The following is a 14,304-nucleotide window of genomic DNA, read 5'->3' on the forward strand; positions in this document are numbered from 1 at the left end:
AGTGGGCCGTTTGCGTAGGTTGCGTCGGTCTGAGACGAATCTGGGTTCACCACACAGGATTTGATTATGCGTTCAATGAATGTTTCAGACGTAATGTGGAACCACATAGAGCCGGTGCGCGGCGAATGGTTAATCAGTCGCGTGGTTAGTCATTTATCGGAAAATCACGTAACCGGCTTGCCGGTGGTCGACAGTCAGCGCAAATTGATTGGGTTTGTATCTGAGCAAGACTGCATTCATGCGTTGCTGGTAAGCAACTATCACTGCGAAGGCGAACCCGCGGTGCGCGAGGTGATGATCCTCCAACCGGTGACGGTGTCGCCAGACTTGGGCGTTGTCGATCTGGCGCAAAAACTTGGCGCGGGCAAGCCGAAAGTGTACCCGGTTGTGGACAACGGCAAATTGGTGGGCATAGTCACCCGCAGCGCCATTTTAGACCACCTTGTAAAATCAGGCTGTAAGGTGGGTACGCCAAAGTTTGCCAACTCTGATGAATGAGCGTTAGGCTTTTATAAATACTTTGATACAGAGGACACCATGGAACTGCTTTTAACCAATGCCAGCTTTGGCGGCGAGCACCGCCGTTACCGCCACACCGCCGCGACGCTGGAATGCCAGATGGAGTTTTCTATATTCCTACCGCCGCAGTCGCTGGCAGAGCCGGGCCGTAAGGTGCCCGTGTTGTACTGGCTGTCAGGCCTGACGTGTAATGATGAAAATTTCATGCAAAAAGCCGGTGCACAGAAACTGGCCGCTGAGCTTGGCTTGGCGATTGTGTGCCCGGATACCAGCCCGCGGGGCGTCAATTTGCCGGGGGAAGACGACAGCTACGATTTTGGCAGCGGTGCAGGCTTTTATGTGAATGCCACAGAGCAGCCTTGGGCGCCCCACTACCGGATGTACGATTACGTAGTGAAGGAACTGCCCCAACTGGTAGAAAGCGAGTTGCCCGTTAGCGCTGAAAAATCCATCAGCGGCCATTCCATGGGGGGTCACGGAGCGTTGATATGCGCGCTTAAAAACCCGGGGCTTTACCGGTCGGTATCGGCGTTTGCACCCGTTGCCCACCCGGTGGAGTGCCCCTGGGGTCAGAAAGCTTTTGCGGGCTATCTTGGTGGTAACCAAGAGCAGTGGAACCAGTGGGACGCCACCCTGCTTATTGCGGATGCCCAGGAACGCTTGCCATTACTGATTGACCAAGGCACTGCGGACCAATTTCTGGCAGAGCAGCTTAACCCACAGGCGCTGGTGCGGGCTTGCCACAGCGTTAACCATCCGGTAACCCTACGGATGCAGTCCGGCTATGACCACAGCTATTTCTTTATTGCATCTTTTATTGACGATCATCTGCACCATCACGCCGAAGCTTTGGGCTTGGCCCAGCCCCAGTTGTAGCCGAACAGGCGCCAGCCCATTAGTATACTGGCGGAGATCAGCCCGCCGGTAAGACCTAGCCAGAAGCCCGCGGCGCCCATTGCCGGCACCAGAACGCTGGTAAACGCCAGCGCATAGCCCAGCGGCATACCCACCACCCAGAATGAAAACAGCATGATGATCATCGGAATGCGTGTGTCTTTATAGCCTCGCAGGCCACTGATGCAGGTAACCTGAATAACATCCGCCACCTGAAAGAAAGCGGCGTACATCAACAGAGTAACGCTGACCGCCTGCACTTCGGGGTCGCTGGAATAAAGCGCGGCAATGGGCGCGCGGAATACAAACAGCACAATCGCAAACAGCAGCGAAATAAAGGCGGCCAAAATAATCGAACTGCGTGATAGCAGACGCGCAGACTCGGGCGAGCCCGCGCCCACCAGAAAACTCACTCGCAAGGTGATGGCCATGCCCATGCTCAGCGGCAGCATAAACAACAAAGACACCACGTTTAACGCAATCTGGTGCCCGGCCACCACCACTGGCCCTAACGGTGCCAGAAACAGTGCGATCACTGAAAACAGGCTGGCTTCAACAAAGATAGTAAAACCAATGGGCAAACCCAGCCGCAGCACGAAGTGCAGCACCCGCGGATTGGGGCGGGCGACATAGGCCAGCAGACGGAAGTTCTGATAGACCCGGCTGCGATTCAGGTAAACCAGCAGCCCGATCGCCGCGATACCGTTAGACAGTGACGTGGCCCAGCCGCAGCCGACACCCCCCATAGCGGGAATACCCAAACCGCCATAGATAAACAGATAATTCAGTGGCAGGTTGAACAGGGTGCTGATCAGTGAAAACACCATAATTACCCGAGTATGGCCCAAGCCATCCGTCAGCCCGCGCAGAGAGGTCATTAACAGCAGCGCGGGAATACCCCAGGCGAAGGCGTCCAGGTAGCCTTGGGCAATGCCGGCGGTGGCGGGTTCCAGTTTCAGCCGGGTCAGCACCGGGTGCACATTTGTGAGCAAAACAATCATGATCAGCGACGCAGCAGCGGCAATATAAAGCCCTTGCCAAACCGTCGGCATAATTCGCCGAAGTTTGTTGGCGCCTTTATAGCCGGAAATGATCGGCTGCTGGGCGCTTAGAACGCCCCAAAAAAACAGGAACAATGGCATCCACAAGCTGGAACCAATACCCACGGCGGCCAGATCCTGGGCGCTGGCGTGGCCGGCCATGACGGTGTCAATCACGCCGTTTGCCATCTGTGCAACCTGCGCGACCAGAATCGGCCCGCCAAGTACCGCCAAGGTTTTCCATTCCAGCAGTACCCGCGTAGCGAGAGGCTGGCGGACAGCGGGCAGTGGCTGGTGCAGTTCATCCATAACAGTTGTCCGGAATACGGTCGAATTCGGTGGCGGCTCTGAATGACCAGTCAGGGGCCGTCTATCGGGGAGCGGATGTTACCGGATCTGGATGCTCAGGGGCATTGCGCATTATCCGCATAGTTTTTTTGCCTCCTGTAATCGATCGCAAAAGTGGGTAACATGTTGTCCATCATTTTTGCAGGCGTAACGGGCATGGGCTTTCTAGTATTTGTTACTGTTCTCTGGGCATTTTCGTTCAGTTTGATCGGCGAGTTTCTGGCGGGCAGGGTAGACAGCTACTTCGCAGTTCTTACCCGGGTGTTTCTGGCGGCGCTGGTATTTTTACCGCTTACCCGCTGGCGCGGTGTGCCCGCTGGGCTGAAAAAAGGCATTTTGGTCAGCGGTATGCTGCAGTTCGGCATTACCTACGTGTGCCTGTATCAAGCTTTTAGCTATCTGTCGGTGCCAGAGGTACTGTTGTTTACCATCTTCACTCCTCTGTATGTGACCCTGGCGGACGACGCCCTGAACCGACGCTTTTCCCCGGCGGGGCTGGTGGCGGCCGTACTGGCTACCTTGGGCGCTGGCGTTATTCGTTATGATGGCCTGAGTGAAGACTTTATCACCGGCTTTTTATTGCTGCAGGTGGCCAATATCACCTTTGCCGCGGGCCAAGTGGGTTACAAACACGTAATGGCACGCTACCCTTTGCCCATCCCACCTTGGCGCACCTTTGGTTATTTTTTCTTTGGCGCTTTAATTGTGGCGCTGCCATCGTTTCTGATTTTTGGCAACGCTGACAAGCTGCCCGCCACGCCCACGCAATGGGGCATTCTGGTCTGGCTAGGGCTGGCGGCGTCGGGCCTGGGTCTGTTTCTGTGGAACCGTGGCGCTTGCTACGTCGACGCCGGCACTCTGGCGGTGATGAATAATGCTCTGGTGCCTGCCGGTTTACTAGTGAATCTGCTGATTTGGAACCGCGATGCGGATATTCTTCGCCTGGCTGTAGGCGGCGCTATCATTCTGGCGTCTTTGTGGCTGAACTCGTGGCTACGGGCTCGCTGGAGCGGGGCTAGAGGCATAATTTGAGTGATTGGTTGGCATCAGCTGGCCAGTGCTGGCAAAATCCCGTCCCCAGAGCCCTGGCCTGACCCAGGGCGATCCTTTTTAAACGCATTCCTTAGCCCAAAGCACAGGACAAGAACATGACTCAGTCGAAAACGACCTCGGGCAGTAACGCAGGTTTGTCCCGTGGTCTCTGGTCTTCCCGCTTCGCCTTTATTCTGGCGGCAACCGGTTCTGCCGTTGGCCTTGGCAACATTTGGAAATTCCCTTATGTAACCGGTGAGAACGGCGGCGGTGCCTTTGTACTGGTGTACTTATTGTGTATCGCTGTTATTGGTGTGCCCATCATGATGGCGGAGGTGTTCATTGGCCGCAACGGCCGTCACAACCCGATAACCAGCATGCGCCTGGTCGCTGAGCGCAATCTGAAATCGCCAGTCTGGCGCATTTCAGCGGTGATCGGCATGATCGCGGCTTTTGCCATTCTGTCGTTCTATTCGGTGATCGGTGGCTGGGCGGCGTCTTATGTTGGCCATGCGGCCATGGGCGACTTCACCGGCGGCACGGCGGAGTCCATTGGTGATCTGTTCGGCGGCCTGTTGGCCAGCCCTGTGCAGTTGCTGGCTTGGCACACCGTGTTTATGGCGTTGGTGATACTGGTGGTGTCGCAGGGCTTGAAGGGTGGCCTGGAGCGCGCCGTGACCGTTTTGATGCCGGCACTGTTTCTGCTGTTGCTGGTTGCGGTGGGTTATGCGACGACGACCGGCCATTTCGGCGAAGCCGTCAGTTTTCTGTTTACGCCAGACTTTTCCAAGCTGACCATTGAAGGCGTGCTGATTGCTTTGGGCCACGCGTTCTTTACCCTCAGTCTTGGTATGGCCATTATGATGGCCTACGGTTCCTACCTTGGTAACGATGTTCCAGTGGGCCGCACGATGGTTTTCGTAGCGCTGATGGACACCGCGGTCGCCCTGCTGGCGGGACTTGCCATCTTTCCGGTGGTCTTTGCTAACGGCTTGGAGCCCAGCGCCGGCCCCGGGCTGATTTTCCAGACCTTGCCGCTGGCGTTCGGCAATATGCCGATGGGCGACCTGTTTGGCACACTGTTTTTTGTGTTGCTGCTGTTTGCTGCCTGGACCTCAGGCATCTCGCTGCTGGAGCCTGTGGTGGAATGGGCGGAAGAAAATACCAATATGAGCCGCACTGGCAGTGCCATTGTGGTGGGCATGCTGTGCTGGCTGTTGGGTATTGCCTCGATTTTGTCGCTGAACGTGTGGTCAGATGTGACCCCGCTGGGTATGTTCGCAGCGTTTGAAGGCAAAACCATTTTCGACTTGCTGGATTACTTCACCGCCAACTTCCTGCTGCCGCTGTCTGGTTTGTTAACCGCCATCTTTGTAGGCTGGTTTGTGGCGAAAGAGTCGCTGAAAGCAGACTTGAATTTGCACGGCGCCACGTTTGCGTTGTGGCTGAATCTGCTGCGTTATGTAACGCCCATCGCGGTTGTCATTGTGTTTGTTTATAACCTGTTAGGGTAAATAGCGGAAAAGTGAAAAGCCCGGAAGGCAGCGATGCTTTGCGGGCTTTTTTATGCGCTGGAATTAGTCTTCTTGTAAACCGCCAAACATTGGCTTTCTATTGGTGGCCTGCCTGCGTGACGAGTTTGTGACGTTTTCGGGTTAGACTGAAAAATCGTCACTCCTTAGTCCTGCAGTCCAGACAAACGAGCCATAGCACCATGACACGCAGCGTACTGATTATTGAAGACAACCCTGCCATCGCCGAATTGGTGAGTATGCAGGTGAGTGACCTGGGCATGACGCCGGTGCTGGCCAATCGCGGCGACGACGGCCTGGCGCGTTTTCGCCAGGGCGGTATCGATCTGGTGGTTCTGGACCTTATGCTGCCGGGCCTTGATGGCCTGGCGGTGTGCCGTGAAATCCGCACCGCGCCAGATTACGTGCCTGTGCTGATGCTGACAGCTAAAAGCACCGAGTTGGACAGGGTGTTGGGGCTGGAAATGGGCGCCGACGATTACCTGACCAAGCCTTTCAGCGTGGCCGAACTGGGGGCCCGCATAAAAGCCTTGTTTCGCCGAGTGGATGCCTTGTCAGCCCGCGCCACAGCTGCCCCAGAGAACCGTGAAATCGCAGTAGACGGCCTGCGCATAGATCCGCTGCGGCGGCGAGTGTTTGTCAACAATGCAGAGGTAGAGCTGACCGCCCGTGAGTTTGATTTGTTGTGGCATTTCGCCAGCCATCGCGGCCGGGTGTTCAGCCGCGCTCAGCTATTGGATGCGGTGTGGGGCTACAATCATCAGGGTTACGAGCATACGGTGAATACCCACATTAACCGTTTGCGTAACAAAATCGAAACCGATCCCGCCGAACCGCGCTATGTGCAAACGGTGTGGGGTGTTGGTTACAGGTTCCAGGACTGACTATGGCTCTACCTCTGTTGCGAACACTCTATGCCCGTCTGGCCCTGGGTCTGTTTCTGCTGCTGCTGGTGATTGGCACCTTGTTCAGCGCCCTGAGTTTTTACTCAGTCCGTGAATACAGTGCCGCGGTAAACCACCAGCTCAACCGTGATTTGGCCAGTCGTTTAGTCGCTGACCGTAATCTGGTGACCGGTGACCGAATTGACTATGGCGAGCTGGAGCGCCTGTTTGATTTGTACATGAGCATCAATCCCAGCATTGAAATCTACCTGCTGGATTTGCAGGGCCGGATTGTTTCGTTTTCTGCCAATCCCGACAAGATCAAACGTAATCAGGTGTCCTTGCAGCCGATTCAGACATTGCTGACCAACCCTGACATGTACCCATTGCCCGGCGATGACCCCCGCAGCCACGATCGCCGTAAAGTGTTCTCGGTGACGCCAGTGCCCAGTGCCGACAACCCCAGCGGTTACCTCTATGTGGTGCTGCGGGGCCAGCAGTACGATTTTGCCGAAAGCATGGTGCACGGCAACCGCTTGCTAAAAATGGCTGCGGGCGCCCTGACCTTGAGCCTGGCGGTTGGCCTGCTGGCAGGGCTGGTGTTTTTCCGCCTGCTGACCCGGCGGTTGACCCGGCTGACTGCCCGGGTAGAAGGCTTTGAAGCAAAAACAGATAGAGATTCAGAACCGCAGCCGTCGCAGGTGCCCGGCGAGCGGGGTGACGATCTGGACTACCTGAGCTTGCGCTTTGACGCCATGGCACAGCGTATTGCCGGTCAGCTTGAGTTGTTGAAAGATAAAGACCATCAGCGCCGCCAGCTTGTAGCCCAGGTATCACACGATTTGCGCACGCCTTTGGCCGCTGTGCAGGGCTATCTGGAAACCCTAAGCCTCAAGCAAGACTCCTTGGACTTGGATCAGCGCCGCCGTTTCCTGGCGATTGCCCTGGGGGAAACCCGCCGCCTTGGCCAACTGGTTGACGAGCTGTTTGAGCTGGCCGCCCTGGACGCTCGCGAAAAACAGCCCAATCTGGAGCGCTTTATCGTCGCCGAACTGGTGCACGATGTGCTGCAAAAGCATACGCCCGGTGCTGTGCAAAACGACGTCAGCCTGAGCATAGGCGCGATCGAGCCAGCCATTGTGAACGCTGATATCGCGATGACCGAACGGGTGCTGGATAACCTGATCAGCAACGCTATTAGCCACTCACCGGCGGGCACTAAAGTGCGGGTGAGCGTAGCGGCAGACGCAAGCGGTGTGAGTATTCACGTGGCCGACTCTGGCCCGGGAATTAATGAACAGGCTCTGGCACACATTTTTACTCCGTTCTATCAGGCCCCCGGTGCTAACCGCAGCGGCCACGCCGGGCTTGGGCTAGCCATAGCCCGGCGCATGGCAGAACTGCATCAGGGCCGCATTACGGTAAAAAATCGCTCCGCTGGCGGCGCAGAATTTTTATTCTGGCTGCCTTTGGCCGACGAAAAATAATCCATGCCGTTATAAATTCGTAACAATATAGGAACGTTTTGGTGATGCCTCAGGGTTAGGATAATCATCGAACACTACTTTCTAGGAGCTTTTTTATGAATCGCAAATTACAAGCTGTGCTTGTTGCGGTGGTCATAGCGGCCAGCGGCGCGTTTTACGCAGCCTTTGCCTCCGCTCAAAAGAACACCGTCTTAGGCAACCCCTATGCGCCCACCGACTCGAACCTGGCCGTGGCGACTGTGGCCGGTGGCTGTTTCTGGTGCGTGGAAGCGGGTTTCGAGAAAATCCCTGGCGTAGTAGAGGCCGTCTCTGGCTACACTGGTGGTGAAACCACAAACCCGACCTATCGCTCGGTGTCTTCTGGCGGTACCGGTCATACCGAAGCCGTGCAGGTGTATTACGACCCGCAGCAGATTACCTATGAAGGGCTGTTGCAGGGCTTGTGGCGGATGATGGACCCAACTGACGATCAGGGCCAATTTGTAGACCGTGGTACCCATTATCGCCCGGCCATTTTCTACCACAACCAGGAAGAAAAGCAGAAAGCTGAAGCAGCCAAAAAAGCCCTGCAGGAATCCGGCGTTTACGACAACCCGGTGGTGATCGAGATAGTTCCGGCGGGCACTTTTTACCCGGCGGAAGACTACCACCAGGATTACTACAAAAAGAATCCAGTGCGCTATAACCTCTACACCTTCAATTCTGGCCGCTACCAGTTTATTGAAAGCGTGTATGGCAAAGACTACGAGCTGGACTTTAGCCAGTTCAAACCGGCTGTCAGTAGCAATAGCAGCAACGCGGGCGCAGAGCCGAGCGCGGAACAAGCACCTGGCTCGATCGCAGGGTTCAACCCTGCGGCTTTTCTAAAGCCGCAGCAGGACGAGCTGAAAAAGTTGCTTAGCAGCGTTCAGTACAACGTGACTCAGGAAGACGGCACCGAGCGCCCGTTTAACAACGCCTACTGGGATAACAAAGAGCCCGGGCTTTATGTAGACGTGGTATCTGGCGAGCCGCTGTTTTCTTCCCGTGACCAGTACAAGTCTGGCACCGGCTGGCCCAGCTTTACCCGCCCGCTGGCCCCGGAAATGGTGAAGGAGCATGAAGATCGCGCTTTCTTTATGACTCGCGTTGAAATCCGCAGCCGCTATGCAGATTCCCACTTAGGGCACGTGTTTGATGACGGCCCGGCGCCCACCGGTAAGCGTTACTGCATGAACTCAGCGTCTATGCGTTTCATTCCGCTGGCGCTGATGGCCGACGCTGGCTACGGCGATTTTATTGACGCAGTAGAATCCGTTAACTAAGGCTTTCAGCCTGACGTCACCGTCAAGCCTGACCTTAAAACGTGAACTTAAAGCCATAGATCGCTCACCGGTGTTTGCGCACCAAAATGGTGGGCGATTTGTGCCTGTAGCAACTCTGCGGTGGCAATGGCGTCCATCAACGCGTTGTGCGCGGCATAGTGGGGCAACCCATAACGTAAACGGCTGTCTGACAGGCGAATAGAAAGCGGTTTTTTGCCCCGCCAGGTTTGCCAAAAGTTGGGCCGGCGGTTTGGGTGCAGGTGGGCTTCTATGGCCATAGTATCCAGCAGCGGAAACTGAATCCCCTCCTGCAATCGGTGAAGCAAAGCCACATCCAGAAACGGCCGTTCGATATCGCGGTAATGAACCACCGGCAGCCGCCCCGCCAGGCATCCCAGTAGTTCCGGCAAAATGTCGACCAGATCTGGTGCCTGTTCCAGATCAGCGTGGGTAATACCGTGAATCGTCACCGACGTTTGGCGCAAGGCAAGCTTGGGCTTCACCAGCCAGTGGCGGGCGGCGCTGAGCTGAATACCCTCCAGAGTAAACGGCACCAGGCCAACGCTGATGATGGAATGTTCTGTGGCGCTCAGACCGGTGGTTTCAAAGTCTATCGCCACCATCGGCACCTGTGACAAAGGCGTATTCGCGTCGCAGCAGCCGGCCTGGTAAAAAGCCTTCAATAGGGGGTTGCTAGTGGCCTCTGTCAGGGTCTGATAGCGGTCAGGCCAAGGCACATTGGCAAAGGGCTGGGATGGTGGTGTATCCATGTATTCAAGTGGCATTGCGTGCAATCTGGGCGTTATAGCGATATTTCAGAAATTTCTGGGCGTCGCTGAGCACCTGAAAGGCGTCTTTCAGATGGTTCCGCTCGAAAGGCGAAAGATCCTGCGGGCGCACGTTGTTGTCGGGCTCGCGCCCGGCTTCAATGGCCAGCGCCTGATGGCGAATACGCACAATGGCGATAAACTCCAGAGCATCTCGTAGGTTACCAATGCCATCGTCCAGAATCAGGCGGGTTTTGCCGATGGCGTCCAGGCGCTCGAACGAATTCTGAGCCTTGGAGCCACAAGCCAAAGCGTGTATGCGAATAAGGTCTGACAGTGGCGCCGTGCCACGGCGTTTCAGATTGAAGGTCTTGCCGTGCTTGCCGTCTTCTTCCATCACGAAATTACGGAAGAAGCCCAAAGGTGGCGTGCGATTCAGAGCATTGCGCGCCATCATTGCCAAAAAACGCTGGCTGTTTGAAGCCTTTTGCGCCACCAGAGTTTTTAGCTGTTCGGCAAAATCGGTTTCCCCGTAAATACCGTCAAGATCGAAAAAGATATTGCTGTTAAGCAGGGCCCTGGCCTGGGGGTTATCGATCCAGTCGCTGAAGTAGGCTTTCCAGGCCCTCAGTGGCTGGCGCCAGCGCTCATTGGTAGCCATGATGTCACCTGTGCAGTAGGTGTAGTTGCACTCAGCCAGGCCGTCGCTGACAAACTTCGCTAATTCCAGAAAATAGACGTCGTGTTCCTCTGCGACAAAGCTGTCGTCCAGAATCATGGCGTTGTCTTGATCGGTCACCACCAACTGTTCATCCCGCGCCATAGAGCCCAGGGCCATAAAGCAGTAGGGCACGGGCGGCGGTCCCAGCTTCTCCTCACCCAGTTCCAGCAGCCGTTGGGTGAAACTACGGCCAATCCCCGCTAGGGCACTGCCAATCATGTGCGAGTTTGCGTCTTCATTCACCATGCGTACGAAGCTGTCGCGCACTTCCAGGCTGATTTTCTTCAGGCCTTTTACGCTGGTTTGGTGGTAAATGTTGCTGACCAGATACAGGCTGCTTTGGCTTTCATATTTCACGATGTCAGACAGCGCAATCACTCCGCGCACTTCGTGATCGTCCATTACCGGCAAATGGTGCACGTTATTGTGCAACATGGTCAGCATGGCTTCGAAAATATAGTGGCTGGCTGGTATGGTGATCAGCCCTTCGGTCATAATGTCGCTAATCGGTGTTTCTGACGGCAGTGCTTCAGTCAACGCGCGGATGCGCAGATCGCGATCGGTGATAATGCCTTTCAGTCGCGCCTGGTCGCCTTCCCCTTCCATCAGAAGTAGCGCTGACACGCTGTTTTCGGTCATGATTCGGGCCGCTTCCTGCAGCCGAACCGTATAAGGTGCAGACACGGTTTTGCGTGAAATTAGCCGGCTTACCCGCGAGGTCATCAGCTGGTTGGATTTTTCACGCCGCGATACCGCGGAGCGCAAACGGCTTCGGTCTTCAATTTCCACATAGTCCGCAAAACCTTCGTCCTGTTCGAACAGATAATGGAAGGTTTCTGCCGGAATACGGTAAATCAGGCTGTCCTCAAGCACGGTAGCTGGAAAACGCACGTGTTTGTTCATCATCAGGCCAAATTGGCCAAAGATGTCACCCTCACCAATCCGGTTATACAGCTCGCCCGAGCGTCGAAAAATCTCTACTGCGCCGCTGCGCACGTAATACAGGGCCTTGCTGGGATCATTTATGCGCAAAAGCTCGGTGCCGGCACGGGCATAAACGATCTCGATGGTTTCGGTCACACGGTTGACCAACTCCTCTGGCATCTCGTTAAACGGCGAATGCTGTAGAAGATGGTTACGAATGTCGATCAGTTCAGCCTGCATGCAGCCCCCAAAGTGGATTGAATAGTGCTTGGCCAAAACTATAGCAGAAAGCACTCTTTGATCGTGGGTGATAGCGCTAAAGCGGTTGGCGGTGAGGAATACAGCCATAAAATCGCTGTCCTTCGCCGGCTTGAAGCCGGATCGCCTGCCCGATGGAGTCGCACTTCTCGGGCCTGACATTTTCTGGAGGGTCTTGGCGCCAACATCTATTGTTAGGGTTTAGACTAACGCTAGATATGTGTCTGTGCCGTTTAACTTAAAGGCAACCAAATTAGAAGTAGGTTACTTCACCAAGCAGCTACAAGGGATGCTCTCCGTCAGTTGTTTGATTTGAATGAAGTTAGGCAGGCTTGGGCCAAAGCTATTATTAAAGAAAATATGCTGCAAGCAGTATGAAAAGCGATCCCCCGACGTTTCTTCTTAATGGAAGAGCCGCTGAACAGCGCGCTAAAGTAGAATGAATTTGAAGTATATTATCAGCCTAAAGTTGATAAAAAATATGGAAATGCTATTGGCGCAGGGTGTTCTCCAGTAAGTTATTTGCGGAAATATTCATTCGATGTAGTAAAAATAGATCGAAGCTTTGCCAACGGTATAACGCTAAAAAATCAGATTGTGATCTGGCTCAGGGCGACTATTTTATAAACCGATACCGGCTAAAGAACGGATTGATTTTCAGTACCCTGCAAATCGCTCTTAACATCTAAGCCGATAAGACCCACCAGCGGATTGCAGTCCAGCTGTCAGTCGCTGATTAAACCGTGCCCGATCAGGCTTTGAAAACGGCCGTAGCTGGAGGTATTTACCTGAATGCGGCTGCGGCAGGCGTAGGGTGTGCTCAGCCCGGAAAATGCATGCTCCAACGGTATGTGCAGCACATCGGCTGCTATCATCCGCACAATCCCGCCGTGACAAACGATCAACACCCGCTTGCCGGCGAGTTGCTCCTGCCAGTGATACCAACGCGCCACTACCCGAGTCTGAAAGTCGCTGACGGGTTCGCCTGAGGGGGGAGTGTTGGCAACCGGATTGGCCCAGAATTGGCTCAGGCGTTCGCCATCGCTGGCCATGACTTCTTCAGCAGTGCGGCCTTCCCAGTCGCCGAAGCTGATTTCCCGCAGGTCGTCATCAAGGTGCAGGGGGATTTGATAGCGGTCCGCCAGTTCCCGCGCAAAATGAACGCAGCGCAGCATGGGTGAGCTCACAATAACGTCCCAATGATCTGCGCTGGTAATGGCATCGCGCATTTGCTGCCACCCGGCGGTGCTAAGAGGATCGTCTTTACTGCCCCGATACATAGGCCCGCCTTCCGGTTCGCCATGGCGGATTACATCAAAAATTGTGGTGGTGTCAGTCATTGCGGTTGGTCGCTCCGGATTGAGGTGCATCATTCTGGCCAACATTTACGCCCGCGGAGTCAAAACTGGCCATATTATTGTGCAGAGCGCAGGCTGCGCGTATCAACGGAACCGCCACCGCCGCACCGCTGCCCTCGCCCAGCCGCATGCCCATGTCCAAAAGCGGTGTGGCCTTCAATGCATCCAGAATAGCTTGGTGGCCTGGCTCGGCCGAGCGATGGGAAAACAACAGCCAGGCGCGAATATCCGGCTGTTCACTCACCGCGATCAGCGCGGCGACCGACACAATAAAGCCGTCTATCAATACCGGTATGCCCCGGGCAGCACAGCCCGCAATGGCGCCGGCCAGAGCGGCAATTTCGAAGCCGCCAAAGGCTTTAAGTACCGCCATGGGGGTTTGGTCATCGTTGTGGCGTTGCAGCGCCCGAATAATCACTTCGGCTTTGTGCCGCACCCCGGCACTGTCCAGGCCTGTACCCGGCCCGGCCAGGCGTATCGGGTTTTTGTTCAGCAGCGCGCAGGCGATAGCCGCCGCAGACGTGGTGTTGCCAATGCCCATTTCGCCACCAATAAACAGGTGGCAACCAGCGCGAGCCGCGCGTTGGGCGGCCTCATCGCCAAAGTGTATGGCCTTGGTGACCTGCTGGCTGGTCATTGCGTCTATTTCTACAAAGTTACGGGTGCTGGGCGCAATACGAGCGTTAATGACACTCGGTAGATCCGGTGTGTCGGTAACAGTACCCAAGTTGATCACTTCCAGCGTTGCACCTAAGAGTTTTGCCAGCACACTGATGGCGGCGCCGCCGCTGGCGAAATTAGCAATCATTTGAGCGGTGACGGCTTGTGGGTAGGCAGAAATGGCTTCCGCGCAAACGCCATGGTCGCCGGCAAATATGCTGATGTGAATCTTGTCGGCTGTTGGCAGCTCGGAGCCTTGCATGCTGGCCAACTGCGTCGCAATGGCCTCAAGCTGGCCCAATGATCCCGCGGGCTTGGTCAGCGTGTTCTGGCGCTGCATGGCAAGTTCCAGAAAATGGGCGGAAGGAAGCGCGGGAGGGTTGGTCCAACTGACGGGAAATAACATGATAAATACCTGTAAACTGCAAACGCGTAGCGCCACGGAAATGGCCAATAATATAAAAACCGATGTCGAGGCAGCAAAAGTTGGATGATACTCTGAGTCGTCCAGATCCGGTAGAGTTCAAAGTCCACCAGTTTGCCGGCTACCACCTACTTTTCCACCCCGAGGACTGA

At 55.4% G+C, this 14,304-nt stretch carries 12 protein-coding genes; 7 read left to right on the forward strand and 5 right to left on the reverse strand.

The window, feature by feature from the left end; all coding sequences use genetic code 11:
* The first annotated feature begins 66 nt into the window (after window positions 1-66).
* Together ABA45_RS00760 and fghA are read left to right on the forward strand one after the other, a co-directional pair.
* On the forward strand, window positions 67-498 hold the full coding sequence (locus ABA45_RS00760) for a CBS domain-containing protein (protein ID WP_048383649.1): 432 nt from the start codon (window positions 67-69) through the stop codon (window positions 496-498).
* A gap of 39 nt (window positions 499-537) precedes the next feature.
* Complete coding sequence (gene fghA / locus ABA45_RS00765; protein ID WP_048383650.1) at window positions 538-1,395, forward strand: S-formylglutathione hydrolase; 858 nt, start codon at window positions 538-540, stop codon at window positions 1,393-1,395.
* On the opposite strand, the gene ABA45_RS00770 is transcribed toward fghA, so the two are convergent.
* Window positions 1,356-2,762: an MATE family efflux transporter gene (locus tag ABA45_RS00770; RefSeq protein ID WP_048383651.1), complete on the reverse strand. Its 1,407-nt coding sequence runs from the start codon at window positions 2,760-2,762 to the stop codon at window positions 1,356-1,358. The genes fghA and ABA45_RS00770 overlap by 40 nt on opposite strands.
* A gap of 195 nt (window positions 2,763-2,957) precedes the next feature.
* Between ABA45_RS00770 and ABA45_RS00775 the strand changes: the two genes are divergently transcribed.
* The 5 genes from ABA45_RS00775 to msrB all read left to right on the forward strand — a co-directional run bounded on the left by ABA45_RS00775 (window position 2,958) and on the right by msrB (window position 9,040).
* The gene (locus ABA45_RS00775; RefSeq protein WP_048388533.1) at window positions 2,958-3,833 is read left to right on the forward strand and encodes a carboxylate/amino acid/amine transporter; all 876 of its coding nucleotides are present in this window, start codon (window positions 2,958-2,960) and stop codon (window positions 3,831-3,833) included.
* Between the two features lie 116 nt (window positions 3,834-3,949).
* Window positions 3,950-5,347: a sodium-dependent transporter gene (locus ABA45_RS00780; RefSeq protein ID WP_048383652.1), complete on the forward strand. Its 1,398-nt coding sequence runs from the start codon at window positions 3,950-3,952 to the stop codon at window positions 5,345-5,347.
* Between the two features lie 200 nt (window positions 5,348-5,547).
* Window positions 5,548-6,249, forward strand: a complete 702-nt coding sequence (locus ABA45_RS00785) for a response regulator transcription factor (protein WP_048383654.1) — start codon at window positions 5,548-5,550, stop codon at window positions 6,247-6,249.
* 2 nt (window positions 6,250-6,251) lie between these two features.
* The gene (locus tag ABA45_RS00790) at window positions 6,252-7,736 is read left to right on the forward strand and encodes a sensor histidine kinase (RefSeq protein ID WP_048383655.1); all 1,485 of its coding nucleotides are present in this window, start codon (window positions 6,252-6,254) and stop codon (window positions 7,734-7,736) included.
* A gap of 95 nt (window positions 7,737-7,831) precedes the next feature.
* Window positions 7,832-9,040: a peptide-methionine (R)-S-oxide reductase MsrB gene (msrB, locus tag ABA45_RS00795; protein ID WP_048383656.1), complete on the forward strand. Its 1,209-nt coding sequence runs from the start codon at window positions 7,832-7,834 to the stop codon at window positions 9,038-9,040.
* Between the two features lie 47 nt (window positions 9,041-9,087).
* On the opposite strand, the gene ABA45_RS00800 is transcribed toward msrB, so the two are convergent.
* The 4 genes from ABA45_RS00800 to cobT form a co-directional block, all read right to left on the reverse strand.
* Complete coding sequence (locus ABA45_RS00800; RefSeq protein WP_048383657.1) at window positions 9,088-9,825, reverse strand: 3'-5' exonuclease; 738 nt, start codon at window positions 9,823-9,825, stop codon at window positions 9,088-9,090.
* Window positions 9,815-11,692: a putative nucleotidyltransferase substrate binding domain-containing protein gene (locus ABA45_RS00805; protein WP_048388535.1), complete on the reverse strand. Its 1,878-nt coding sequence runs from the start codon at window positions 11,690-11,692 to the stop codon at window positions 9,815-9,817. The genes ABA45_RS00800 and ABA45_RS00805 overlap by 11 nt, the downstream gene beginning before the upstream one ends.
* 743 nt (window positions 11,693-12,435) lie before the next feature.
* A complete protein-coding gene (locus ABA45_RS00810) occupies window positions 12,436-13,050 on the reverse strand; it encodes a histidine phosphatase family protein (RefSeq protein ID WP_048383658.1) in 615 nt (204 codons plus the stop codon).
* Window positions 13,043-14,134, reverse strand: a complete 1,092-nt coding sequence (cobT, locus tag ABA45_RS00815; RefSeq protein ID WP_048383659.1) for a nicotinate-nucleotide--dimethylbenzimidazole phosphoribosyltransferase — start codon at window positions 14,132-14,134, stop codon at window positions 13,043-13,045. The genes ABA45_RS00810 and cobT overlap by 8 nt, the downstream gene beginning before the upstream one ends.
* Window positions 14,135-14,304: the final 170 nt, after the last annotated feature.

It is taken from the genome of Marinobacter psychrophilus (genome assembly GCF_001043175.1).
Lineage (GTDB): Bacteria > Pseudomonadota > Gammaproteobacteria > Pseudomonadales > Oleiphilaceae > Marinobacter > Marinobacter psychrophilus.

Bases quoted from the DNA above. Each gene is read 5' to 3' on its own strand.
- ABA45_RS00760 (WP_048383649.1), top strand. From the start codon at position 67: ATGCGTTCAATGAATGTTTCAGACGTAATGTGGAACCACATAGAGCCG.
- fghA (WP_048383650.1), top strand. From the start codon at position 538: ATGGAACTGCTTTTAACCAATGCCAGCTTTGGCGGCGAGCACCGCCGT.
- ABA45_RS00770 (WP_048383651.1), bottom strand. From the start codon at position 2,762: ATGGATGAACTGCACCAGCCACTGCCCGCTGTCCGCCAGCCTCTCGCT.
- ABA45_RS00775 (WP_048388533.1), top strand. From the start codon at position 2,958: ATGGGCTTTCTAGTATTTGTTACTGTTCTCTGGGCATTTTCGTTCAGT.
- ABA45_RS00780 (WP_048383652.1), top strand. From the start codon at position 3,950: ATGACTCAGTCGAAAACGACCTCGGGCAGTAACGCAGGTTTGTCCCGT.
- ABA45_RS00785 (WP_048383654.1), top strand. From the start codon at position 5,548: ATGACACGCAGCGTACTGATTATTGAAGACAACCCTGCCATCGCCGAA.
- ABA45_RS00790 (WP_048383655.1), top strand. From the start codon at position 6,252: ATGGCTCTACCTCTGTTGCGAACACTCTATGCCCGTCTGGCCCTGGGT.
- msrB (WP_048383656.1), top strand. From the start codon at position 7,832: ATGAATCGCAAATTACAAGCTGTGCTTGTTGCGGTGGTCATAGCGGCC.
- ABA45_RS00800 (WP_048383657.1), bottom strand. From the start codon at position 9,825: ATGCCACTTGAATACATGGATACACCACCATCCCAGCCCTTTGCCAAT.
- ABA45_RS00805 (WP_048388535.1), bottom strand. From the start codon at position 11,692: ATGCAGGCTGAACTGATCGACATTCGTAACCATCTTCTACAGCATTCG.
- ABA45_RS00810 (WP_048383658.1), bottom strand. From the start codon at position 13,050: ATGACTGACACCACCACAATTTTTGATGTAATCCGCCATGGCGAACCG.
- cobT (WP_048383659.1), bottom strand. From the start codon at position 14,134: ATGTTATTTCCCGTCAGTTGGACCAACCCTCCCGCGCTTCCTTCCGCC.